Origin of the sequence: Pseudomonas sp. R84, assembly GCF_009834515.1 — a bacterium.
GTDB lineage: Bacteria > Pseudomonadota > Gammaproteobacteria > Pseudomonadales > Pseudomonadaceae > Aquipseudomonas.
In genome coordinates this window covers 4,094,863-4,117,742 of the sequence record NZ_CP019426.1, presented here as the reverse complement: position 1 = coordinate 4,117,742, position 22,880 = coordinate 4,094,863, and the positions used below count along the sequence as shown (strand labels likewise).

Annotated in this window: 27 protein-coding genes; 15 read left to right on the top strand and 12 right to left on the bottom strand. The window is 59.2% G+C overall.

What is annotated here, in order from left to right:
* Positions 1-227: 227 nt before the first annotated feature.
* From PspR84_RS18165 to cysG, 6 genes are all read left to right on the top strand, one after another.
* Positions 228-2,636 (top strand): DNA translocase FtsK, encoded by a 2,409-nt coding sequence (locus PspR84_RS18165; protein ID WP_123594191.1) that lies wholly within the window; start codon positions 228-230, stop codon positions 2,634-2,636.
* Positions 2,637-2,703: 67 nt separating this feature from the next.
* On the top strand, positions 2,704-3,324 hold the full coding sequence (gene lolA, locus PspR84_RS18160) for an outer membrane lipoprotein chaperone LolA (RefSeq protein WP_160058615.1): 621 nt from the start codon (positions 2,704-2,706) through the stop codon (positions 3,322-3,324).
* A gap of 137 nt (positions 3,325-3,461) precedes the next feature.
* Positions 3,462-4,784 (top strand): replication-associated recombination protein A, encoded by a 1,323-nt coding sequence (locus tag PspR84_RS18155; RefSeq protein ID WP_034155144.1) that lies wholly within the window; start codon positions 3,462-3,464, stop codon positions 4,782-4,784.
* Positions 4,784-5,158 (top strand): fluoride efflux transporter CrcB, encoded by a 375-nt coding sequence (gene crcB, locus PspR84_RS18150; protein ID WP_160058614.1) that lies wholly within the window; start codon positions 4,784-4,786, stop codon positions 5,156-5,158. The genes PspR84_RS18155 and crcB overlap by 1 nt, the downstream gene beginning before the upstream one ends.
* A gap of 15 nt (positions 5,159-5,173) precedes the next feature.
* Positions 5,174-6,454 (top strand): serine--tRNA ligase, encoded by a 1,281-nt coding sequence (serS, locus tag PspR84_RS18145; RefSeq protein WP_007908080.1) that lies wholly within the window; start codon positions 5,174-5,176, stop codon positions 6,452-6,454.
* Entirely contained in the window at positions 6,455-7,849 is a 1,395-nt protein-coding gene (gene cysG / locus PspR84_RS18140) for a siroheme synthase CysG (RefSeq protein WP_160058613.1), read from the top strand.
* Positions 7,850-7,966: 117 nt separating this feature from the next.
* On the opposite strand, the gene PspR84_RS18135 is transcribed toward cysG, so the two are convergent.
* The 8 genes from PspR84_RS18135 to PspR84_RS18100 form a co-directional block, all read right to left on the bottom strand.
* Positions 7,967-8,968: a glutathione S-transferase family protein gene (locus PspR84_RS18135; RefSeq protein ID WP_160058612.1), complete on the bottom strand. Its 1,002-nt coding sequence runs from the start codon at positions 8,966-8,968 to the stop codon at positions 7,967-7,969.
* Between the two features lie 91 nt (positions 8,969-9,059).
* A complete protein-coding gene (locus PspR84_RS18130; RefSeq protein ID WP_160058611.1) occupies positions 9,060-10,061 on the bottom strand; it encodes a glycosyl transferase family protein in 1,002 nt (333 codons plus the stop codon).
* Entirely contained in the window at positions 10,058-10,393 is a 336-nt protein-coding gene (locus PspR84_RS18125; protein WP_160058610.1) for a TusE/DsrC/DsvC family sulfur relay protein, read from the bottom strand. The genes PspR84_RS18130 and PspR84_RS18125 overlap by 4 nt, the downstream gene beginning before the upstream one ends.
* Positions 10,390-10,683, bottom strand: coding sequence for a sulfurtransferase complex subunit TusB (gene tusB, locus PspR84_RS18120; RefSeq protein ID WP_160058609.1), 294 nt, complete (start codon positions 10,681-10,683; stop codon positions 10,390-10,392). Before tusB ends, PspR84_RS18125 begins: the two co-directional genes overlap by 4 nt.
* A complete protein-coding gene (tusC, locus tag PspR84_RS18115; RefSeq protein WP_160058608.1) occupies positions 10,683-11,039 on the bottom strand; it encodes a sulfurtransferase complex subunit TusC in 357 nt (118 codons plus the stop codon). The genes tusB and tusC overlap by 1 nt, the downstream gene beginning before the upstream one ends.
* A 1-nt stretch (position 11,040) precedes the next feature.
* Complete coding sequence (tusD, locus tag PspR84_RS18110) at positions 11,041-11,433, bottom strand: sulfurtransferase complex subunit TusD (protein WP_160058607.1); 393 nt, start codon at positions 11,431-11,433, stop codon at positions 11,041-11,043.
* Positions 11,434-11,605: 172 nt separating this feature from the next.
* Complete coding sequence (locus PspR84_RS18105; RefSeq protein WP_160058606.1) at positions 11,606-12,310, bottom strand: YoaK family protein; 705 nt, start codon at positions 12,308-12,310, stop codon at positions 11,606-11,608.
* Positions 12,311-12,335: 25 nt separating this feature from the next.
* A complete protein-coding gene (locus PspR84_RS18100) occupies positions 12,336-12,665 on the bottom strand; it encodes a DUF6388 family protein (RefSeq protein WP_160058605.1) in 330 nt (109 codons plus the stop codon).
* A gap of 134 nt (positions 12,666-12,799) precedes the next feature.
* Here PspR84_RS18100 and PspR84_RS18095 point away from each other — a divergent pair, with 134 nt between their 5' ends.
* Positions 12,800-13,150 (top strand): hypothetical protein, encoded by a 351-nt coding sequence (locus PspR84_RS18095; protein WP_160058604.1) that lies wholly within the window; start codon positions 12,800-12,802, stop codon positions 13,148-13,150.
* 116 nt (positions 13,151-13,266) lie between these two features.
* Here PspR84_RS18095 and PspR84_RS18090 read toward each other — a convergent pair whose 3' ends face one another.
* The gene (locus PspR84_RS18090) at positions 13,267-13,692 is read right to left on the bottom strand and encodes a GNAT family N-acetyltransferase (RefSeq protein ID WP_160058603.1); all 426 of its coding nucleotides are present in this window, start codon (positions 13,690-13,692) and stop codon (positions 13,267-13,269) included.
* 148 nt (positions 13,693-13,840) lie between these two features.
* On the opposite strand from PspR84_RS18090, the gene PspR84_RS18085 reads away from it, so the two are divergent.
* The 4 genes from PspR84_RS18085 (at position 13,841) to PspR84_RS18070 (ending at position 16,922) form a co-directional block, all read left to right on the top strand.
* Entirely contained in the window at positions 13,841-14,278 is a 438-nt protein-coding gene (locus PspR84_RS18085) for a hemerythrin domain-containing protein (protein WP_160058602.1), read from the top strand.
* A 220-nt stretch (positions 14,279-14,498) separates the two neighbouring features.
* Complete coding sequence (locus tag PspR84_RS18080; protein WP_160058601.1) at positions 14,499-15,134, top strand: lytic polysaccharide monooxygenase auxiliary activity family 9 protein; 636 nt, start codon at positions 14,499-14,501, stop codon at positions 15,132-15,134.
* Positions 15,135-15,177: 43 nt separating this feature from the next.
* A complete protein-coding gene (locus PspR84_RS18075; protein WP_160058600.1) occupies positions 15,178-16,236 on the top strand; it encodes a chitinase in 1,059 nt (352 codons plus the stop codon).
* A 95-nt stretch (positions 16,237-16,331) separates the two neighbouring features.
* The gene (locus PspR84_RS18070; RefSeq protein WP_160058599.1) at positions 16,332-16,922 is read left to right on the top strand and encodes an NUDIX domain-containing protein; all 591 of its coding nucleotides are present in this window, start codon (positions 16,332-16,334) and stop codon (positions 16,920-16,922) included.
* Position 16,923: 1 nt separating this feature from the next.
* Here PspR84_RS18070 and PspR84_RS18065 read toward each other — a convergent pair whose 3' ends face one another.
* Entirely contained in the window at positions 16,924-17,439 is a 516-nt protein-coding gene (locus PspR84_RS18065; RefSeq protein ID WP_160058598.1) for a methylated-DNA--[protein]-cysteine S-methyltransferase, read from the bottom strand.
* Between the two features lie 155 nt (positions 17,440-17,594).
* Here PspR84_RS18065 and ggt point away from each other — a divergent pair, with 155 nt between their 5' ends.
* From ggt to PspR84_RS18050, 3 genes are all read left to right on the top strand, one after another.
* Positions 17,595-19,322, top strand: a complete 1,728-nt coding sequence (gene ggt / locus PspR84_RS18060; RefSeq protein WP_160058597.1) for a gamma-glutamyltransferase — start codon at positions 17,595-17,597, stop codon at positions 19,320-19,322.
* Positions 19,323-19,388: 66 nt separating this feature from the next.
* Positions 19,389-19,922, top strand: coding sequence for a cysteine hydrolase family protein (locus PspR84_RS18055; protein WP_160058596.1), 534 nt, complete (start codon positions 19,389-19,391; stop codon positions 19,920-19,922).
* 198 nt (positions 19,923-20,120) lie between these two features.
* A complete protein-coding gene (locus PspR84_RS18050; protein WP_160058595.1) occupies positions 20,121-21,140 on the top strand; it encodes a lysozyme inhibitor LprI family protein in 1,020 nt (339 codons plus the stop codon).
* A gap of 48 nt (positions 21,141-21,188) precedes the next feature.
* Here the strand turns inward: PspR84_RS18050 and PspR84_RS18045 are convergent, their stop codons facing one another.
* Complete coding sequence (locus PspR84_RS18045; RefSeq protein WP_160058594.1) at positions 21,189-21,833, bottom strand: TetR/AcrR family transcriptional regulator; 645 nt, start codon at positions 21,831-21,833, stop codon at positions 21,189-21,191.
* Positions 21,834-21,976: 143 nt separating this feature from the next.
* Between PspR84_RS18045 and PspR84_RS18040 the strand changes: the two genes are divergently transcribed.
* Complete coding sequence (locus PspR84_RS18040) at positions 21,977-22,435, top strand: GNAT family N-acetyltransferase (RefSeq protein WP_160058593.1); 459 nt, start codon at positions 21,977-21,979, stop codon at positions 22,433-22,435.
* On the opposite strand, the gene PspR84_RS18035 is transcribed toward PspR84_RS18040, so the two are convergent.
* Positions 22,426-22,734, bottom strand: coding sequence for a hypothetical protein (locus PspR84_RS18035; RefSeq protein WP_160058592.1), 309 nt, complete (start codon positions 22,732-22,734; stop codon positions 22,426-22,428). The two genes, PspR84_RS18040 and PspR84_RS18035, sit on opposite strands and share 10 nt — an antisense overlap.
* Positions 22,735-22,880: the final 146 nt, after the last annotated feature.

Here is a 22,880-nt window from a genome sequence, read left to right as displayed (position 1 = left end):
TTGACTATGCTCAGTCTTGGGGTTTGAAGCATGGCATCAGACGCACAAACCCGTACAATGCCGGGCTGTTACAGAATATTCGCGGTGCGCTGTGTTTATAAAAAGCGCGACGCAGTGTTAAAAGTAGTCTCAGTTGCGCTCGTTCACTTTTTTACCTGCCTGGATTGGGCAGTTTTTTATCGTCATTCAATAGATGGACGCGCCTCGGGCGCAGGAAAAGAAGCGTTTTGAAGAAATCCACCGAAGCACCAAAAACAGTCGTTCCGCTCTGGCGTCAACAATTGCACTACCGGCTCAAGGAAGGTGCACTGATCGCCATCGGCGCCTTGTGCCTGTTCCTGATGATGGCTTTGCTGACCTACGGCAAGGACGATCCCGGCTGGAGCCACAACAGCAAGATCGACGACGTACAGAATTTCGGCGGCCCGGCGGGCTCCTACAGCGCCGACATCCTGTTCATGGTGCTGGGTTACTTCGCCTACATCTTCCCGTTGTTGCTGGCGGTCAAGGCCTACCAGATCTTCCGTCAGCGTCATGAGCCGTGGCAGTGGAGCGGCTGGCTGTTTTCCTGGCGCCTGATCGGTCTGGTGTTTCTGGTGCTGTCCGGCGCTGCGCTGGCGCATCTGCACTTTCACGCGGCTTCGGGTCTGCCGGCGGGTGCCGGTGGTGCACTGGGCGAGAGCCTCGGCAATCTGGCGAAGAACGCGCTGAACATTCAGGGCAGCACGCTGTTGTTCATTGCGTTGTTCCTGTTTGGCCTGACGGTGTTCACCGACCTGTCGTGGTTCAAAGTGATGGACATCACCGGCAAGATCACCCTCGACCTGTTCGAGCTGTTCCAGGGTGCGCTCAATCGCTGGTGGGCGGCGCGTACCGAGCGCAAACAACTGGTCGCGCAACTGCGTGAAGTCGACGATCGCGTTCACGACGTGGTCGCGCCGACGGTCACCGACAAGCGTGAGCAGGCCAAAGTCAAAGAACGCCTGATCGAACGTGAGCAAGCCCTGAGCAAGCACATGTCCGATCGCGAGAAACAAGTGCCGCCGGTTATCGCCCCGGCCCCGGCCAAAGCGCCCGAGCCAAGCAAGCGCGTGCAGAAAGAGAAACAGGTGCCGTTGTTCGTCGACAGCGCCGTGGAAGGCACCTTGCCGCCGATCTCGATTCTCGATCCTGCAGAAAAGAAACAACTCAATTACTCACCGGAATCCCTGGCGGCGGTCGGCCACTTGCTGGAGATCAAGCTCAAGGAGTTCGGTGTCGAGGTCACGGTGGATTCGATCCACCCGGGCCCGGTGATTACCCGTTACGAAATTCAGCCTGCCGCCGGCGTCAAAGTCAGCCGCATCGCCAACCTGGCGAAAGACCTCGCGCGTTCGCTGGCCGTGACCAGTGTGCGGGTGGTAGAAGTGATTCCGGGCAAGACCACCGTCGGTATAGAGATTCCCAACGAAGACCGGCAGATCGTGCGCTTCTCCGAAGTGCTGTCGACGCCCGAGTACGACAACTTCAAATCGCCGGTCACCCTGGCACTCGGTCACGACATCGGCGGTAAGCCAGTGATTACTGACCTGGCGAAGATGCCGCACTTGCTGGTGGCCGGTACGACCGGTTCCGGTAAGTCGGTGGGTGTGAACGCGATGATCCTGTCGATCCTGTTCAAGTCCGGCCCGGAAGACGCCAAGCTGATCATGATCGACCCGAAGATGCTGGAACTGTCGATTTACGAAGGCATTCCGCACCTGCTGTGCCCGGTCGTGACCGACATGAAGGACGCCGCCAACGCCCTGCGCTGGAGCGTCGCCGAGATGGAGCGCCGCTACAAGCTGATGGCGAAAATGGGCGTGCGCAACCTGTCTGGCTTCAACGCCAAGGTCAAGGAGGCGCAGGACGCCGGCGAGCCGTTGAGCGATCCGCTGTACAAGCGCGAAAGCATTCACGATGAAGCGCCGCTGCTGCAGAAGCTGCCGACCATCGTGGTGGTGGTCGACGAATTCGCCGACATGATGATGATCGTCGGCAAGAAAGTTGAAGAGCTGATCGCCCGTATTGCGCAGAAGGCGCGTGCGGCGGGTATTCACTTGATCCTTGCGACCCAGCGGCCGTCGGTGGACGTGATCACCGGTCTGATCAAGGCCAACATCCCGACGCGTATGGCGTTCCAGGTGTCGAGCAAGATCGACTCGCGAACCATCATCGACCAGGGCGGCGCTGAACAACTGCTCGGCCACGGTGACATGCTCTACATGCCGCCGGGCACCAGCCTGCCGATCCGGGTTCACGGTGCGTTCGTATCCGACGATGAAGTACACCGTGTGGTCGAAGCGTGGAAACTGCGCGGCGCTCCGGAATACAACGACGACATCCTCAACGGTGTCGAAGAAGCCGGCAGCGGTTTTGAAGGCAGCAGCGGTGGCGGCGACGGCGATGATCCGGAAGCCGACGCGCTGTATGACGAAGCGGTACAGTTCGTACTCGAAAGCCGTCGTGCCTCGATTTCTGCGGTACAGCGCAAGCTGAAAATCGGCTACAACCGCGCCGCACGGATGATCGAAGCCATGGAAATGGCCGGGGTCGTCACCTCGATGAACACCAACGGTTCCCGTGAAGTCCTGGCCCCGGGCCCGGTACGCGACTGATTGCAAACGCAAGAGGCGGGACAATGATGTGCCGCCGCTCTCCCAACGAGTATTCAAGAGGACTCCCATGCGTCTTATCCGCATGCTGCTGCCAATACTGGCGCTGACCACTCTCACGGCCCACGCCGATGACAAGGACGTGGCGCGTCTGACCCAATTGCTGGAAACATCCAAGACCCTGAGCGCGAACTTCTCGCAGCTGACGCTCGACGGCGGCGGCACACAGTTGCAGGAAACCACCGGCGACATGACCCTGCAGCGTCCGGGCCTGTTCTACTGGCACACCAATGCGCCAGCCGAGCAGACCATGGTTTCCGATGGCAAGAAAGTCACCCTGTGGGACCCGGATCTGGAACAGGCCACGATCAAGAAACTCGACGAGCGTCTGACCCAGACCCCGGCGCTGCTGCTGTCCGGTGATGTATCGAAGATCAGCCAGAGCTTCGCCATCAGCGCGAAAGAGGCGGGCGGTGTGATCGACTTCACCCTCAAGCCGAAAACCAACGACACCTTGTTCGACAGCCTGCGTCTGTCGTTCCGCAACGGTCTGCTTAACGATATGCAACTGATCGACAGCGTCGGCCAGCGCACCAACATCCTGTTTACCGGGGTCAAGGCCAACGAGCCGGTGTCGCCGTCCAAGTTCAAGTTCGACATCCCCAAGGGTGCCGACGTGATCCAGGAATAAACGCAATAACCTGTGGGAGCGAGCCTGCTCGCGAATGCGGTGTATCAGTCACCATTAATGTTGAATGGACCATTGCATTCGCGAGCAGGCTCGCTCCCACAGGGATTGTTGTCCCCAGTGAGGTTTCATAGGTAGTGATGGATCTGTTTCGCAGTGCACCGATTGCCCAGCCACTGGCCGCGCGTTTGCGGGCGACCAATCTGGATGAGTACGTCGGTCAGGAGCACGTGCTCGCTCGCGGCAAGCCTCTGCGTGAGGCGCTGGAGCAGGGTGCCCTGCATTCGATGATCTTCTGGGGTCCGCCGGGCGTGGGTAAAACCACCCTCGCGCGGTTACTCGCGGAAGTCTCCGATGCGCATTTCGAAACGGTCTCGGCGGTGCTCGCCGGGGTCAAGGAAATCCGTCAGGCCGTTGAAATCGCCAAGCAGCAGGCCGGCCAGTACGGCAAGCGCACGATTCTGTTCGTCGATGAAGTGCATCGTTTCAATAAGTCTCAGCAGGATGCGTTTCTGCCGTACGTTGAAGACGGCACGCTGATCTTCATCGGCGCCACCACCGAAAACCCTTCGTTCGAACTCAACAACGCCTTGTTGTCGCGTGCCCGCGTCTACGTGCTGAAAAGCCTCGATGAAGCGGCGCTGCGTAAGCTGGTGCACCGTGCGCTCACCGAAGAACGTGGTTTGGGCAAGCGCAACCTGACGCTGAACGACGAAGGCTTCCAGATGTTGCTGTCCGCCGCCGATGGCGATGGCCGGCGTCTGCTCAATCTGCTGGAAAACGCCTCGGATCTGGCTGAAGACAACAGCGAAATCGGCACCGAGTTGCTGCAAAGTCTGCTCGGCGATACCCGTCGACGTTTCGACAAGGGTGGCGAAGCGTTTTACGACCAGATATCTGCACTGCACAAATCGGTGCGTGGCTCCAACCCTGACGGCGCGCTGTACTGGTTTGCGCGGATGATCGACGGTGGTTGCGATCCGCTGTACCTGGCCCGACGCGTGGTACGCATGGCCAGCGAAGACATCGGCAACGCCGACCCGCGCGCCCTCAGTCTGTGCCTCGCGGCGTGGGAAGTGCAGGAACGTCTCGGCAGCCCGGAAGGCGAGCTGGCGGTGGCGCAGGCCATCACCTATCTGGCCTGCGCGCCGAAAAGTAACGCCGTGTACATGGGTTTCAAAACCGCCTTGCGCGCCGCTGCCGAAAACGGCTCGCTGGAAGTACCGCTGCACTTGCGCAACGCACCGACCAAACTGATGAAACAATTGGGCTACGGCGACGAGTACCGCTACGCCCATGATGAGCCGGACGCTTACGCCGCCGGCGAAGACTATTTCCCGGAAGAGCTCGACCCAATCCCGTTCTACCAACCGGTGCCGCGCGGCCTGGAGTTGAAGATCGGCGAGAAGCTCAACCATCTCGCCCAACTCGACCGTTTAAGCCCTCGGCAGCGGAGAAAATAATGGTTCCACTGATCATTGCGGTCTCCGTCGGCGGCATGGCCGGCACCTTGTTGCGCTTCGCCACCGGCAATTGGATCAACGCCAATTGGCCGCGGCACTTCTATACCGCGACGCTGGCCGTTAATATCGTGGGCTGTCTGTTGATTGGCGTGTTGTACGGCCTGTTTTTGATACGCCCGGAAGTACCGATCGAGGTACGTGCCGGGTTGATGGTCGGCTTCCTCGGGGGGCTGACGACTTTTTCATCCTTTTCACTGGATACGGTGCGCCTGCTGGAAAGCGGGCAAGTTCCGCTGGCCCTGGGCTACGCGGCGCTCAGCGTATTCGGCGGGCTGCTCGCGACGTGGGCTGGCCTGTCTTTGACCAAACTTTGATAACGAGAAACCGACATGCTCGATTCCAAACTGTTACGTAGCAACCTTCAGGACGTAGCGGACCGCCTGGCTTCCCGTGGCTTTGCCCTGGATACCGCGCGCATCGAAGCGCTGGAAGAACAGCGCAAGACCGTCCAGACCCGCACCGAAGCACTGCAGGCTGAGCGTAACGCGCGTTCCAAATCCATCGGTCAGGCCAAGCAGCGCGGCGAAGACATCGCGCCGTTGATGGCGGACGTCGAGCGCATGGCGGGCGAACTGAGTGCCGGTAAAGTCGAGCTGGATGCGATCCAGACCGAACTGGATTCGATCCTGCTCGGCATCCCGAACCTGCCACACGAATCCGTGCCGGTCGGCAAAGACGAAGACGACAACGTCGAAGTGCGCCGCTGGGGCACGCCGACCGCTTTCGACTTCGAAGTGAAAGACCACGTGGCGCTGGGCGAGAAGTTCGGCTGGCTGGACTTTGAAACCGCCGCCAAACTTTCCGGCGCGCGTTTCGCCCTGTTGCGTGGCCCGATCGCGCGTCTGCATCGCGCACTGGCGCAGTTCATGATCAATCTGCACGTCAACGAGCACGGCTACGAAGAGGCGTACACGCCTTATCTGGTTCAGGCCCCGGCGCTGCAAGGCACCGGTCAACTACCGAAGTTCGAAGAAGACCTGTTCAAGATCGCCCGCGAAGGCGAAGCCGATCTGTACCTGATCCCGACCGCTGAAGTGTCGCTGACCAACATCGTTGCTGGCGAAATCGTCGATTCGAAACTGCTGCCGATCAAGTTCGTCGCCCACACGCCGTGCTTCCGCAGCGAAGCCGGTGCGTCGGGTCGCGACACGCGCGGCATGATCCGTCAGCACCAGTTCGACAAAGTTGAAATGGTGCAGATCGTCGAGCCGTCGACCTCGATGGAAGCGCTGGAAGGTCTGACCGCCAACGCCGAAAAGGTTCTGCAACTGCTCGGTCTGCCTTATCGCACCCTGGCGCTGTGCACCGGCGACATGGGCTTCAGCGCGGTCAAGACCTACGATCTGGAAGTGTGGATCCCGAGCCAGGACAAGTACCGCGAGATCTCGTCGTGCTCGAACTGTGGCGACTTCCAGGCCCGTCGTATGCAAGCGCGTTTCCGTAACCCGGAAACCGGTAAACCTGAGCTGGTGCACACCCTGAACGGTTCCGGTCTGGCCGTCGGCCGTACGCTGGTTGCTGTGCTGGAAAACTACCAGCAGGCTGACGGCTCGATCCGGGTGCCGGACGTGCTCAAACCGTACATGGGTGGCCTTGAGGTCATCGGCTAAATGAAATATCTGCCGCTGTTTCACAACCTGCGCGGCAGTCGTGTGTTGGTCGTCGGTGGGGGGGAAATTGCCTTGCGCAAATCCCGCCTGCTGGCCGATGCCGGTGCGCTGCTGCGGGTGGTCGCACCTGAAATCGAATCGCAACTGCGTGAACTGGTCGTCGCCTCTGGCGGCGAATGCCTGTTACGCGGTTACGTTGAAGCGGATCTCGACGGTTGCGGGCTGATTATTGCCGCTACCGACGATGAGATGCTGAACGCACAAGTCTCCACCGATGCTCACAAGCGTTGCGTGCCGGTCAACGTGGTCGACGCGCCGGCCTTGTGCAGCGTGATCTTCCCGGCGATCGTCGATCGCTCGCCGCTGATCATTGCGGTGTCCAGCGGCGGCGATGCGCCGGTGCTGGCGCGTTTGATCCGGGCCAAGATCGAAACATGGATTCCCTCGACTTACGGTCAGTTGGCCGGACTCGCCGCGCGTTTCCGTAATCAGGTGAAAAGCCTGTTTCCGGATGTGCAGCAGCGTCGTGGTTTCTGGGAAGACGTGTTTCAGGGGCCGATTGCTGATCGCCAGCTTGCCGGGCAGGGCGCTGAAGCCGAGCGTCTGTTGCAGGCCAAAATTGATGGCGAAGCCATGGTCACCACCGGCGAGGTGTATCTGGTTGGCGCGGGCCCGGGCGATCCGGATCTGCTGACCTTCAAGGCGTTGCGTCTGATGCAGCAAGCCGACGTGGTGTTGTACGACCGCTTGGTCGCGCCAGCGATTCTTGAACTGTGCCGTCGTGATGCCGAGCGGGTCTACGTCGGCAAACGTCGTGCTGATCACGCCGTGCCGCAGGATCAGATCAACCAGCAACTGGTTAATCTGGCCAAGGCCGGCAAGCGCGTGGTGCGGTTGAAGGGCGGTGATCCGTTCATCTTCGGCCGTGGTGGCGAAGAGATCGAAGAACTGGCCGCTCACGGCATTCCGTTTCAGGTGGTCCCGGGAATTACGGCGGCCAGCGGTTGCGCGGCGTATGCCGGGATTCCGCTGACCCATCGCGATCATGCGCAGTCGGTGCGGTTTGTCACCGGGCATTTGAAGGACGGTTCCACCGATCTGCCATGGGCCGACCTTGTCGCGCCGGCGCAGACGCTGGTGTTCTACATGGGCCTGGTCGGCTTGCCGGTCATTTGCGAGCAACTGATCAAGCACGGTCGTTCAGCGGATACTCCGGCGGCGTTGATTCAGCAGGGCACCACGGTCAATCAGCGCGTCTTTACCGGCACGCTGGCCGATCTGCCACGACTGGTGGCGGAGCACGAAGTGCATGCGCCGACACTGGTGATCGTGGGAGAAGTGGTGCAACTGCGCGAGAAACTGGCGTGGTTCGAAGGGGCTCAGGCGCAGGTCTGAAAAACCGAGTCGCCCCATTCGCGAGCAAGCTCGCTCCCACAGGGGATTTGTGAACGACACATATCCAGTGTGGGAGCGAGCTTGCTCGCGAAGAGGCCTTCCAAAACCCTATAACTCTCAACCTTTTCGCCAAACCCCTTTGCCGCTCAACCGCGCTCGATCATGGGCCACAGTGAAATCCTGCGCCGGCCCCTTCGGCACAACACCCGTCGGGTTGATCGTCTTGTGACTGCCGTAGTAGTGGTTCTTGATGTGCTGGAAATCCACCGTCTCGGCAATTCCCGGGAACTGATACACCTCACGCAGCCAGTTCGACAGATTCGGGTAATCGGCAATCCGCCGCAGGTTGCACTTGAAGTGCCCGTGATACACCGCGTCGAAACGAATCATCGTGGTGAACAGGCGGATGTCCGCTTCGGTCAGGTATTCCCCCGACAAGTAGCGATTGGCACCCAGAAGACGCTCCAGATAATCCAGCTCGGCAAACACCTCATCGAACGCTTCTTCATAAGCCTGTTGCGACGTCGCAAAGCCGGCGCGGTACACGCCGTTGTTCACGGCCGGGTAGATTCGCTCGTTCAACACGTCGATTTCACTGCGTAATGGTGCCGGGTAGAAATCCAGATCATTGCCGGTCAACTCATCGAACGCACTGTTGAACATGCGGATGATTTCCGCCGATTCATTGCTGACGATGCGCTTGAGCTTTTTGTCCCACAGCACCGGTACGGTGACGCGCCCGGTGTAATCGGCAGTGTCGGCGGTGTAGCGCTGATGCATGAATTCAAAGCCATCAAGCTTGTCGCCCGTCGAGCCAAGTGCTCTGTCGAAGGTCCAGCCGTTCTCCAGCATCAACCAACTGACCACCGAAACGTCGATCAGATTTTCCAGACCTTTGAGCTTGCGCAGGATCAGCGTGCGATGCGCCCATGGACAGGCGAGAGAAACGTAGAGGTGATAGCGTCCGGCTTCCGCGGCATAACCGCCTTCACCGCTCGGGCCAGGCTGGCCATCAGCGGTGACCCAGTTGCGGCGTTTTGCCTGTTCACGCTGGAACGCGCCGTCCTTGCTGCTTTCGTACCACTTGTCCTGCCAGTGGCCATCGACGAGTAAACCCATGATCAAGACTCCGTAAACCAATAATCTTTGGAGTCGAGTCTATTCCGATGAGTTCGAACAAAAAGCGCAAAGATCGGGCGTGAATGATCGGTTAAATCGATTTGTTCCGCGCGGCCCAGTACTGCTCGGCGGTTGTGAAAGCTTGCTCACGGTTTTGACCTAGGCCGCGCAAGGCCAGCGCCATGGTCGCAATCAGGGCCATTTGCGGGTAACTGTCAACCACCTCGCCACGCCACACGGCTTTCAGATGTTCAACGTTCAAGGTCGCGGGTTTGACGTGGCGCTGCGCCGACAACTGAGGCCATTCCTCGTCCCAGCTCTCGCCACCGGTGGTGCCGTAGAGGTGACTGTCGGCATCCGGGTTGATCTCGATTTCGCCGCCGTCGCCCTTGACCACAATCGCCGTGTCGCCAAGCAAACCACTGGCATCGCGATGCACTGCCTGATAGCCAGGATGGAAAATGCTCTGCAGCCCACAACGCGCGCCCAATGGATTGAGAATCCGTGCCAGCGAATGAATCGGCGAACGCAGGCCGAGGGTGTTGCGCAGGTCGATCATCTTTTGCAGTTGCGGAGCCCAGTCCACCAGCGGCATGAACGCCAGCCCGCCGTTGTCCAGTGCCGTGCCGACCTGTTGCCAGGTGCGGCACAACGGAATGTTCAACTCGACGAGCAATTGCTCGCTGTACAGACGCCCGGCCGTGTGTGCGCCGCCGCCGTGCATGAAGATGCGCATGCCATTTTGCGCCAGGCATTTGGCTGCCAGCAGATACCACGGTAGATGGCGCTTCTTGCCGGCATAGGTCGGCCAGTCCAGATCGACGTTCAGCGCCGGTGCCTGCAAGCGTTCGCGCAGCGCTTCGGTGAAACCGGCCATCTCCTCGGCGCTTTCTTCCTTGTGCCGCAGCAACATCAGGAACGCGCCGAGCTGGGTGTCCTCAACCTTGTCGTCGAGCACCAGGCCCATGGCTTCGCGGGCCTCTTCGCGGGTCAGGTCGCGCGCGCCGCGTTTGCCCTTGCCGAGAATGCGCACGAATTGAGCGAACGGGTGTTCAGCAGGTGTTTCGAGGGTCAGCGCTGGAAAGTCGGTCATAAGCAATTCGTCGGTTTGGGCAGGCCCGCCAGTTTCGCGGCGAGTTTGGCAGGGGTGCCTTTGAACAGTCGGTTCAGGTGCAGGCTGTTGCCTTTGTCCGGGCCGAGTTTCAACGCGGTGTACTTGATCAACGGGCGGGTGGCCGGGGACAACTGGAATTCGGCGTAGAAGCTGCGCAGCAGTTCGAGGACTTCCCAGTGTTCGGGCGTCAAATCGATGCCTTCGGCGGCGGCGAGGGCGCTGGCGACATCAGCCGACCAGTCACTCAGATCGACGAGAAAGCCGTCCTTGTCCAGTTCGATGGCGCGGGCGCCGACGGTCATGGAGTTCATAGCCAGCTGTTGACCTTGTCGTGGTGGATCGACAGTTCGACGAAGGCCGGATAATCAATGGCCTCGACCCAGTCCGGCACTGCGATGGCGCGCGCCTGTGCATCTTCGACCAGAACGAACAATTTGATCTGGCGGCTTTGCAAAGCGCTAAACGGTGCGGTGCCCGCTTGCAATGCATAGACCGCGTCGCCGGACAGCAGCAAGGCATCAGTACTGCCGATCAGGCGCAGGCAACTGGTCAGACGATCGTCGCCAAAAGGGGAGTGAGACAACACATGCAAAGTCGACATCAGAGGGTGATCACCTGGTCGTAACGGTCGATAAGGGCGATGATTTGCTCGGCGGCGAGCGGCTGCGCTTCGTCCAGCGACAGATTGTTCAGTCCGCGAGTGCTGGCGCTGTCGGCGCAATAGAACAGCTCTTCGACCCCAAACATCGGCAGCGCCTGCAGGTTGGCGCTGAGGTCTTTCTGCTGCAGGGCCTTGGCGTTTTGCCCGGCGCTGAGTTGCAGCACGCCGTCATCGAGAAACAGCAAACCGATCGGTAGATCGAACGCGCCGCCGGCCAGCACAATGTCCAGTGCTTCGCGGGCACCGGGGCCAGACCATGGCGATTGGCGGCTGATGAGCAACAGGGATTTAGCCATCTCACGCACCTCCGAAGCAGATCAGGCGATCGGCATCTTGTACTGCGTCATGCAACTGGCCGAGACCGGACAATTCCCACGGCGCACTGACGGAGACGGCGTCACGCTGATAGCGCTTGGCTTCTTCAGCATTCAGCGCACCACGGCGCAGGGCCGCAGCTATGCACACCACACCGTCCAGCTTCTGTTCGCTGATGAAGGTGCGCCATTGTTTGGGCAGGTCGAGTTCGTCCTGCGGCGTGACCACCGCATCGGAAGCGTTATAAACGCCATCCTGATAGAAAAACAGCCGGACAATCTCATGCCCGCCGGCCAGCGCAGCCTGCGCAAACAGCAGGGCGCGGCGCGAGGAGGGCGCATGGGCGGCGGAAAACAGCGCGATGGCGAACTTCATGACGGACTCGATCAGCAAAACTGCGGCCATGATAAAGCTTTATCGCGACAGCCGCGAAACCTTGTAGGCCTTCGCCTGCTCGCGATAGCGGTCTGTCAGCTGGTGAAGATGAAGTATGTGCCGGCGCCTTCGCGAGCAGGCTCGCTCCTTGAGAGACTTTTGTTGTCCTCGGTTAGCGCGGCATATAGCCCAGTTGCCAGCGCCGCGGGATTTTCAGCGAGAGCAGCCCGATCATCGCCGCCAGAAACCCGCTGACAAACATCGCCTTCAGTCCCAAATGATGTTCCAGCACCGCCCCCAGAATCGCGCCGATAAACATCCCGCTCCAGGGCACCAGTTGCACTCGCCAGCCGCTGCGCCGCTCGCCGAGCATCCAGCGACCCAATCCACGGCCGAACCGCGACAACGCGCCAGTCACGTAAGTCAGTCCGACCGGCAAGCCATTCACTTCTTCGACCGCCGCGTTGAGCATGCCCATCGCAATGATTGCCGCCATCAGCGCTGGCAGTTGTGTGTCGAATGGCCAGACAGCCGCCGCGCACAGCAGGGTGGCGATACACAGCAGCAGCGGCAGCGCTCGTCTTCCACCGAAACGTGCGACAACGACTCCCAGGGCATTACCGACGATAAAAGTCGCGACGAGGATCAACAGACGTGCGGTCAACCCGACGTCGCCATCGCTGATCGCCACGGCGAGTCGGGTGGTATTGCCGCTCATGAACGAGACGAAGTCGCCGCTGGCCATAAAGCCGATGGCGTCGGTCATCCCGGCCAGTACCGAGAGGCTGGCAACCAGCGCCAGACCCACCCGTCCACGCCACTTTTGCGTGTGCAGATGGCCGGGGCTGGCGCGGTGAGTCGAGGCGGATGGGAGCATGAGTGGCGGTGTCCTTTCGCGGCGGTTACGGTTCTATGCCATACAGATCGTAATATTCCAGCCAATCCATTCCGGCCATCTCCGCGACTTCACGATGTACGTCCAAGCGCTGCGCCTGATACTCCTCAGGTGAATCAGCGGTCAGTTGCAAGGTCAACTCCCAGGCGAACAACCCGAGACTTTCTGCCTCGGCCTCAAACGCTTCATGCAGTCGTTCTTCGCGATACTGCGCTTGAGTTTCACCCTTGGCCTGAGCCAGCAACGGGTTGAGGTGATCGAGGGTTTCGCGCAGTTCGGGACGCGCGTCGAGAAATATTTTCAGAGCATGTTCATGTCGCTGGTCGGTAGGCGCCATGGGTTTTCCTTGTGAGGCTGATGACCTTAGGTTGCCGCAGCGGCTTGCGCGTGTCGCGCTATAAATGCAGTAAAGCAGAACGATTTCTGCTGCTGCGGTGATACAGTCTGCTTTTTTCTGAATGAGCGAATGCAATGCGAATTCTGATGGTGGCGCTGGCAGCGATGCTGCTGGCCGGTTGCGCCGGTTCGGTGATGGACGATGCTCGCACCAAAGCCCCCTATAAAGTACTGACTTCGGACAAAGCCGAGAAAGTCGTCGCCCAGTGTGTGCAGTTCGGCTGGCAGGACGAAGCGGTGTTCGGCGTGGATGCGGCAGCATATCTGGAACCGCGCAAATCGGGCGGGACGACGGTGTATACCCGTTCGGCGGAGTCGTTTGTCGACGTGATCACTGAAGCTTCCGGCACGACGCTGAATTACTACGCGCAGAAGGATGACTTTGTCGCCAAGCGCCGGTTGGCGGCGTTGGCGACCTGCCTCTGATCATGTGTTGACGCGGCTGTCGGCATCGTCGGAACGCCGCCCGGAGCAGGCACACTCCTACAGTGGAATGCATTCCAAATGTGGGAGCGAGCCTGCTCGCGAAGGGGCCGGTACATTCAACCTAAAAGTCGCTTCTGGAAAAAATGCCGTTTGTGCCCCGGCGGATAATCGACGATTTCCCCAAACTGGCTATACCCCAGCTTCTTGTAGAACTCTGGCGCCTGAAAGTCGAACGTGTCGAGCCATGCGCCAATGCAGCCTTTTTCCCGCGCCAGCTCTTCGGCCATGTGCATCAGCTTCGAGCCAATTCCCTGGCCCCGGCCTGCTTCAGGCACTGACAGTAAATCAATGAACAACCACTGGCAGACCAGTCGGCCATAAAGTCCGCCCAGAATCTTGTCGTGATCATCGCGCACCAGCAGGGTGAGCGGCTCTGATACCGCGATCCCGGCCTTGGCCACGTTATAGGCATGCAGGGGCGCCAGAATGGCCTGGCGTTCTTCTTCTGTGGAATGTTGCGAGAGCTCGATGCGCAAGTTCATGCAGGACTTCCTTGTGGTTTGAATCCGCAGCCTATCCTGCCCGACGCCTGTCTTCCAAGCCCTGCCTCAACCCGGTGGAACTGCCGCTCTCACGTCGGGGTCTAGCCTTTACAGCGTCATTCCAGCACGCGGTTGATGAGGATCCCCCATGAATATTTTCGAAGCCCTTCGCGAAAGCCATGACCGCCAGCGTACTTACGCCGAAAACCTGATCAAGACCAGCGGTGACACCCCGGAGCGGGTTGAGGCTTATAAGTTGTTGAAAGCCGAATTGCAGGCCCACGAAACGGCCGAAGAGCGTCACTTCTACATTCCGTTGATGGAGCTTGATGACGGTGTCGATCTGAGCCGCCATGCCATCTCGGAACACCATGAAATGGACGAGATGATGGAAGAACTCGACGAGACCGAGATGTCCAGTCCGGCGTGGTTGGCAACCGCGAAGAAGCTGTCGGACAAGGTTCATCATCATTTGAAAGAAGAAGAGCAGAAGTTCTTCCAGATGGCCGGCAAATTGCTCAACGAAAAACAGAAAGTACAACTCGCCGGACAATACGAAAAGGAGTTCCAGGCACAGTTGCCATGAGTACTGAATGGCAGTTTTTGCAGCATTGGCGTGTAATCTTTTGGCGTCGTCTCGGGTGGGCGTTATCGTATTGACTGTATATCCATCCAGTATTTGCGGTGTTTTCACGTTTTGAAGCCGCCGACTGCGACAAAACCGCCGATGGACAAAAAATCCGTCTCCGTTAGCTTGAAGGCCTCTCCTCGGAATGGAGAGTTCTTAAATCAACGGAGTGAAAAAAATGAATCAACCACAAACCCAAACCCAACTGCGACACGGTCGTGTCATTTCCCCTGCAAGCCGCGGTGCGGTAGCGATCGAGCAAGGATTGCTCGGCGCTTGGCAGGTCAACGAAATGGAAGGCGGGAAGAATTTCCCGGCACTGGCAGCGGGGCCGTTTCCGGCGCCTTACCAGAGTGATTCGGACAGTGTCACGCCACCGGCCGATGGCTACATTCTTAGCGGTGGCAAGAGCGATGCCCGTGATTGCGTTAACTTCACCAATGACGAAATGAGCAAAAAACTCGCTCGTCCGTTCACTTGGCCGCTGCTCAATGTCACCCCGGGACAAACCCTCGAAATCAAATGGGAATACACCGCGCCGCACACCACTCGCGGCTATCGCTGGCTGATCACCAAGGACGGTTGGGACCCGAAACAGCGTATTACCCGCGCGCAATTGGAAGCCCAACCGTTCTTCGAGGACTTCTACACTCAGGTGCCGTATTACAGCTACCCGAATGAGCTGAAGGCCAAGGTCAATCACGCGGTGAAACTACCGGCCAACAAGACGGGCCATCACGTGATCGTACTGATGTGGATCGTCGCCAACACCGGCAACGCCTTCTATCAGGCCTTCGACGTCGACTTCAAATAACGGCGCTGTGTCGTCAAATCCACACGTTCTGAAGGATTAGAACATGTCAAAAATCGACTTTTCTTTAATGCAAAATCCGGCGAGCGATGCCGCCTCGCTGATGCCGAGCATTGCCGGCAAAAAAATCCTTATGGGCTTCTGGCACAACTGGCCAGCGGGGCCGAGCGATGGTTATCGCCAGGGTCGCTTTGCCAGCCTCTCGCTGGAGGAAGTGCCCAAGGAGTACAACGTCGTTGCAGTAGCCTTCATGAAGGGCAGCGGCATTCCGACCTTCAAGCCGTTCAACGTTTCCGATGCCGAGTTCCGCCGCCAGGTCGGCGTGCTCAACAGTCAGGGGCGGGCGGTACTGATTTCCCTCGGCGGCGCCGACGCGCATATCGAGTTGCGCAGCGGTCAGGAACAACCGCTGGCCAATGAAATCATCCGTCTGGTGGAAATCTACGGCTTCGACGGGCTGGACATCGATCTTGAACAGAGCGCGATTGACTTCGCTGCCAACAAGACGGTCCTGCCGGCCGCGCTGAAACTGGTCAAGGATCACTACGCAGGCCTGGGCAAGCACTTCATCATCAGCATGGCCCCGGAGTTTCCATACCTGACCAGCACCGGAAAATACCTGAGCTACCTGCAGGCACTGGAAGGCTACTACGACTTCATCGCCCCGCAGTTCTACAACCAGGGCGGTGACGGGGTCTGGGTGCCGGAAGCCAACAACGGCGCGGGTGCATGGATTGCGCAGAACAACGATGCGCTGAAGGAGGATTTCCTTTTCTACCTGACCGAAAGCCTCGTGACCGGTACTCGCGGCTTTACCAGAATTCCGGCGGACAAGTTCGTCATCGGCCTGCCGGCCAACAACGATGCGGCGGCCACCGGTTATGTGATCGACAAAACCGTGGTCGGGAATGTCCTCAAGCGTCTGGCGATCAAGGGGATACCGATCAAAGGCTTGATGACCTGGTCGGTGAACTGGGACAACGGCACCAGCAAGGATGGCGTGCCGTACAACTGGGAATTCAGTCGGCGTTATGGGCCGTTGATTCACGGGGTTCCTGCCGCCAAGCAGGCTGTCGGTGACATGCAATCGCTCATCGCTCGTTAGTTGCAAATAAAGAAGCCCGGTAGCGCTGCCGGGCTTTTTTTGTTCGTGCAATTATTCGACCATGGCAGCTTACTCAGGAAACAGGATCAGGCGTCATGTCCAACACAGCCGAGCGGGTCAATATCGTCGACACTCAGGTGTTGTCCCATGATTGGTATCTGCTGAAGAAAATCACCTTCGACTATCACCGCAACAACGGCGAGTGGCAGCGTCAGACCCGTGAGGTTTACGACCGTGGTAACGGTGCGGCGATTTTGTTGTTCAACCGCGAGCAGCGCACGGTGGTGCTGACCCGGCAGTTCCGTTTACCGGTGTTCGTCAATGGCCATGATGGTTTGCTGATCGAGGTGGCGGCCGGATTGCTCGAAGGCGCGGCGCCGGAGCAGCGAATTCGCGATGAAGCCGAGGAAGAGACCGGTTATCGCGTGCACGATGTGAAGAAGGTATTCGAGGCTTACATGAGCCCCGGCTCGGTGACCGAAAAGCTGCACTTTTTCATTGCCGAATACGATGCGGCGTGGAAAGTCAGCGATGGTGGTGGTCTGGAAGAGGAGACTGAAGAACTGGAAGTGCTGGAATGGGCATTCGATGACGCGCTGGCGGCGTTTCAGCGCGGTGAGATCTGCGACGCCAAGACCATCATGCTGTTGCAATATGCGGCGATGAATAACCTGTTCGGCGTTTGATTCAGAACAGATCCCCGGTTTTGCCAACCGTCGACCAGTCGCCACCTTCAAGTGTCAGTAAGCGCTCTTTCGCCTCGAGCCCACCGGCAAACCCGGTGAGTTTCCCCGAGGCGCCGATCACCCGATGACACGGCGCCACAATGGAAATCGGGTTGCGTCCGTTGGCGGCGCCTACTGCCCGCACGGCGCTGGGATTGCCGATCAGTTCGGCAATCTGGCTGTAGGTGCGTGTCTCGCCAAATGGAATGGTCAGCAGCGCCGCCCAGACCTTTTTCTGAAAATCCGTGCCGGCGAAATCCAGTTCCAGATCAAAACAGTCACGCGTCCCGGAAAAATACTCTTCAAGTTGTCGAGCCGTTCGAATCAGGATCGGATTGTCGGGTGCCTCACTCATCGGCCCGAGGCGCACGCGGTTCGGTTTGTCGTTTTCCCAGAGGATGGCCGCCAGTCGTGAGCCGTTCGCGACCAGCTTCAGCTCGCCGACGGGCGAGGGCAGGGTGATGAACGTGTAAGGCATGACGGCAGGCTCCGGATCAGGGCGGCAACAGCGCCCAGCATACTGCCTGATCGGGGAGGCGCAATACGCAAAGCCGACCATACTGCTTGGTGCTCTTGACGCGTTCCTCCCCTCTGTTTTGCACAGACCCTGAAAACAAAAAAAGAGATCGACTCATGAAGTACGAACCTTTGGCCAAATCGCTGATAGCGACCTCACTGGCACTCAGCTGTCTCATGGCTCACGCGGCGTCAGTCGCACCGGTTGCCGCCGAAAACGGCATGGTGGTCACCGCGCAACATCTGGCCACCCATGTGGGCGTCGACGTATTGAAAAGTGGCGGCAATGCCGTCGATGCGGCGGTCGCCGTGGGTTACGCACTGGCGGTGGTTTATCCCGCAGCCGGCAACCTCGGTGGTGGCGGCTTTATGACCATTCAACTGGCGGACGGGCGCAAGACCTTCCTCGATTTTCGTGAAAAAGCACCGTTGGCAGCGACGGCCAACATGTACCTCGACAAGGAAGGCAACGTCATTCCCGATTTGAGTACGCGTGGTCACTTGGCGGTGGGTGTGCCCGGCACGGTCTCCGGCATGGAACTGGCGCTGAGCAAATACGGGACCAAACCGCGCAAGGAGATGATTGCCCCGGCGATCAAACTGGCGGAAGACGGTTTCGAACTGGAGCAGGGTGACGTCGAGTTGCTGGAGTACGCCACCGACGTGTTCAAGAAGGACATGCGCGATTCCGGCTCGATCTTCCTCAGCAAAGGCGAGCCGATGCATGTCGGGCAGAAACTGGTGCAGAAGGACCTCGGCAAGACCCTGCGGAGCATTTCCGAAAAAGGCGCCGACGGCTTCTATAAAGGCTGGGTCGCGGATGCGATCGTCACCTCGAGTCAGGCCAACAAAGGCATCATCACCCAGGCCGACCTCGACAAATACAAGACCCGCGAACTGGCGCCGGTGGAATGCGACTACCGTGGCTATCACGTGGTCTCGGCGCCACCGCCAAGCTCCGGCGGCGTGGTGATCTGCCAGATCATGAACATCCTCGAAGGCTATCCGATGAAGGATCTGGGCTTTCATTCGGCTCAGGGCATGCACTATCAGATCGAAGCCATGCGCCACGCGTATGTCGATCGCAACAGCTACCTCGGCGATCCGGATTTCGTCAAAAACCCGATCGAGCACCTGCTGGACAAGAACTACGCGACCAAACTGCGCGATGCCATCCAGCCGCAAAAAGCTGGCGTGTCGGCTGAGCTGAAACCCGGCGTAGCGCCCCATGAAGGCAGCAACACCACCCACTATTCGATCGTCGACAAGTGGGGCAATGCAGTGTCGGTGACTTACACCCTCAACGACTGGTTCGGCGCGGGCGTGATGGCGAGCAAGACCGGGGTAATCCTCAACGATGAAATGGACGACTTCACCTCCAAGGTCGGCGTGCCGAACATGTACGGTCTGGTGCAGGGCGAAGCCAATGCGATAGCGCCGGGCAAGGCACCGCTGTCATCGATGAGCCCGACCATCGTCACCAAGGACGGCAAAGTGGTGATGGTGGTTGGCACACCGGGTGGCAGCCGCATCATTACGGCGACTTTGCTGACCATGCTCAACGTCATCGACTACGGCATGGGCCTTCAGGAAGCGGTCGATGCACCGCGCTTCCACCAGCAGTGGATGCCGGAGGAAACCAACCTCGAAGACTTCGCCGCCAGCCCGGACACGCGCAAGATCCTCGAGAGCTGGGGACACAAGTTTGCCGGGCCGCAGGACGCCAACCACATCGCCGCAATTCTGGTCGGCGCACCGTCGCTGGGGGGTAAACCGGTCGGCAAAAACCGTTTCTACGGCGCCAATGATCCGCGCCGTAACACAGGCTTGTCACTGGGTTACTGAGGGGCGTAAAAAGGGGGCGGGCTTACGTCCGCCCCTGTCTCAAGGACTGATCAAGGAAGGCTCATCATGACCACCGCGTTATTGATCATCGACGTCCAGCGCGCCCTCTGCTCGGGCGAATACCAGTGCTACGACATTCACCGGGTGATCGACACCATTAACGGTTTAAGCGTCCGGGCGCGCAAGGCTGGCGTGCCGGTGGTGCTGATTCAGCATGAAGAGAAGGAAAGCCCGTTGGCCCATGGCGCCGAAGGCTGGCAACTGGCCGAAGGCCTTGAGACATCGGCTGAAGACCTTCGTGTGCGCAAGACCACCCCGGATTCGTTCTACCAGACCGACTTGCGCAAACTGCTGCCGAGCGAAGATTTCGAAAAACTGGTCATCTGCGGCCTGCAAACCGATTACTGCGTCAACGCCACCGTGCGTCAGGCTCACCAACTGGGTTATGACGTGGTGCTTGTGGCCGACGCCCATTCTACTGTCGACAACGGCAACATGAGCGCCGAAGACATCATTGCCGAACACAATAAGGATCTGGCGCACCTGACCGGCGCTACTGGCCGCATCGACGTCAAACCCGCAGCCGACATCACGTTCTGACCACCCACACAAAACCCTGTGGGAGCGAGCCAGCTCGCGAAGGCAGTATGTCAGTCGACATTGATCGTGGCTGATCCACCGCTTTCGCGAGCAGGCTCGCTCCCACAGTGATTGCTAAACCCTGATTGCGATGCACATCAGGGATTTTCGCTGGCTGCACTGGCATACTGCGCGCCGTCCGAAGAATGGAATCTCTCGATGTTCGCTCTCTCCCTGCGTCATGCCTTGCTGCTGACCGCCCTTGCGTTTGCCGCTGTCACCCAGGCCAGCAGTTTCGATTGCGCCAGCGCTGCCAGCAAGACTGAAAAAGCCATTTGCGCCGATCCGGATCTCTCGCGACTCGACGAGCAACTCGCGGTGCGCTGGCGTTCCACCCTGAACAAGGCTGCGGACCCGAAAGCGCTTAAAGCGGATCAGCGAGGGTGGCTTAAGCAACGTAATCAATGTGACGATCTTGCTCCCTGTTTACGCCGGCAGTACCTGATGCGTCTCACTGCTCTTGAATACATGGTCAAACCGTTTTCCTGGGACGCCACTTGGCAGCTGATTCCCTGGGGAGTTTCGGAAGGGGCAGAAATCACCACCAGGCGCCAGGATGCTTCTCACATCGCCTTCGACATTTCAGCAGCGAACGGTTCCCACTCGGGTGAACTGGAAGGCGTCGCAACGATAGAGGGGACGCAGGCCCGTTACGAGCAGGGAGAGTGTGTTTTAACCTTCAAGGCCCTGAACGGGGTGATGGATGTGGCACAGGATGGCGCTGATTTCGATTGCGGCGCCGGAATGGGCGTTTACTACGGTGGACGGTATGTTTCATCGAAGCAAACAGTCCTGGTCGACTATGATTTGCTCACGCTGGGTGTGGCACAAACGCAGCGGGAAAACGAAGTGTTGCACACGCTGCTTAAGGGCGACTATCAGACGCTACTGCAAAACTGCGGCTTGAAGATGGACGGTGAGTCCTCTGAAGACGTGCCGAACAGTGAGGTCAGCAACTATTGGGTCCGGGGATTGCCGTCGAGCAACGCGGCGATTGTCATGCGTGCACCGAATGAGCAGTTCTGGATCATAGTCCTGGTGCCCCAGGCTGGGGGTAAAACCCTCGCGCGTTACTACACGAATGTTGCGCAATGGAAAGGGCGCATGCCGGACGTCCTGCAAGCCTGGTATGCAAGTAAAGGCGGGGAAGGCTATATGCCTCTGGATTTCATGCTCTGACCCGCATCAATTCTGCTGGCGTCCGAGGGGCTGTGAAACCACGGCCCCTCAAGTCGCAAACAAAACCCCACGAATCTCGCCTGTGCGCGGCGCTACGACCACGCCCTCCAGCACCATCCGCGTGATCGTCTGCGCCGCTGTTTGATAATCCTCATCCTGCGGCACTTCGCGCCCCATGATCTGGCCCATCTGCCAGCCAATGTTGGTGTACGTGCGCGTCGCCGACCAGATAAACAACATCAAATGTTCAGGATCCACTGGCGCCAGCAAACCGCGCTCGATCCAGCTGCGCAGGCATTCAACATTGCGCCGCGCTTCGGCATGCAGCAGATCGCGGCACTCGTCCGGCAACTGTCGACCGCCGAGCAGCAGCTCGCCGCTGAACACCTTGGCAATCGCTGGATGCTCGCGGGCAATCCGGATCCGCGCCGCGACGTAAGCGCGCAGCCCCGTCAGCGGATCATCGCTTTCCCGCAGCACTGCCGAGGCCTCCAGCAGTGGCTCGACAAACCCCAGCAGCACTTTGCCGTAGAGGTTTTCCTTGGTCTGAAAGTAGTAATACAGATTGGCCTTGGGCACGCCGGCACGCGCGGCGATATCGCGGGTCTGGGTGGCGTCGAAGCCGTTGACGGCAAACTCTTCGCTGGCGGCGGCGAGGATCAACTGCTCGTTGCGTACGCGGATGGCTCTCATGGAAACGGAGACTGAATAGACGGCATGAAAAGGTTCTGGCGATTTTGGTTTCGCAATATACAAAACTATATAGCGGTGAAGCCAGCACACTTGACGGACAGCGCTATGCTGTTTCGATCATTGATTGGAAACGGAGCGGGGACATGACCCTTCAGGTACTGCGGGCCGACGTCACCCACCTGGATGCGGTGGCGCAGTTGTTCGACGCCTACCGAGGCTTTTATAAGCAGCCGTCGAACCTTGAGCAATCGCGCGCCTTCATCGCCGAGCGCATGGCCGGCGACGAATCAGCGATTTTTCTCGCTCAGGATGAAAACGGCGAAGCGCTGGGATTCGTGCAGTTATACCCGATGTTTTCGTCCATCGATGCTCACCGCACGTGGCTGCTCAGCGATCTGTTCACCGCACCTGCCGCCCGTGGACGCGGGGTTGGTCGACTGCTGATGAACACTGCGCGGGATTTTGCATCAGAGACGGGCGCCAAAGGACTGATGCTCGAAACCGCAACCGACAACTTTACCGCGCAGGGGCTGTATGAATCATTGGGTTATGTCCGCGATACGGGTTACTACACCTATTTGCTCGATTTGCGTCAGGGCTGAACAGCCGCCATCAGCATTTGCTCGATCTGCGCCAATTCCCAGGTACTGAGCAAACTCACCGGATCGGTGCCGTAACGCTGCCAGCGCTCTAGCGAGCCTTCTTGTCCATCGCCGTTGCGGGCGCATTCACAGTGGTGTAACCGCCCACCTTCAAAATCCAGCAGCAACAGCCAGCCTTCAATATCGACCGCGACCAGCCCGGCCTCGGCTGGCCGCTCGCAGACTTTGAAAGCGAGCACACCCAGCGCAGCCTCACGCAGACGCTGGCAGACCTCGCGGGCGCTCAGAAATGCAGACATGTTCAACTCAACGGTTACAGGAGCGCGTCAGCATAAAGCCCGAACCCACAAGTGTCAGCGTTCACTGGCCCGATCCGCGACAATTCCGTAACATCCGCAACCCTCTTTTTCCCGAACACCTGCAGCCGCGCTCGGTGGCTGCTCGA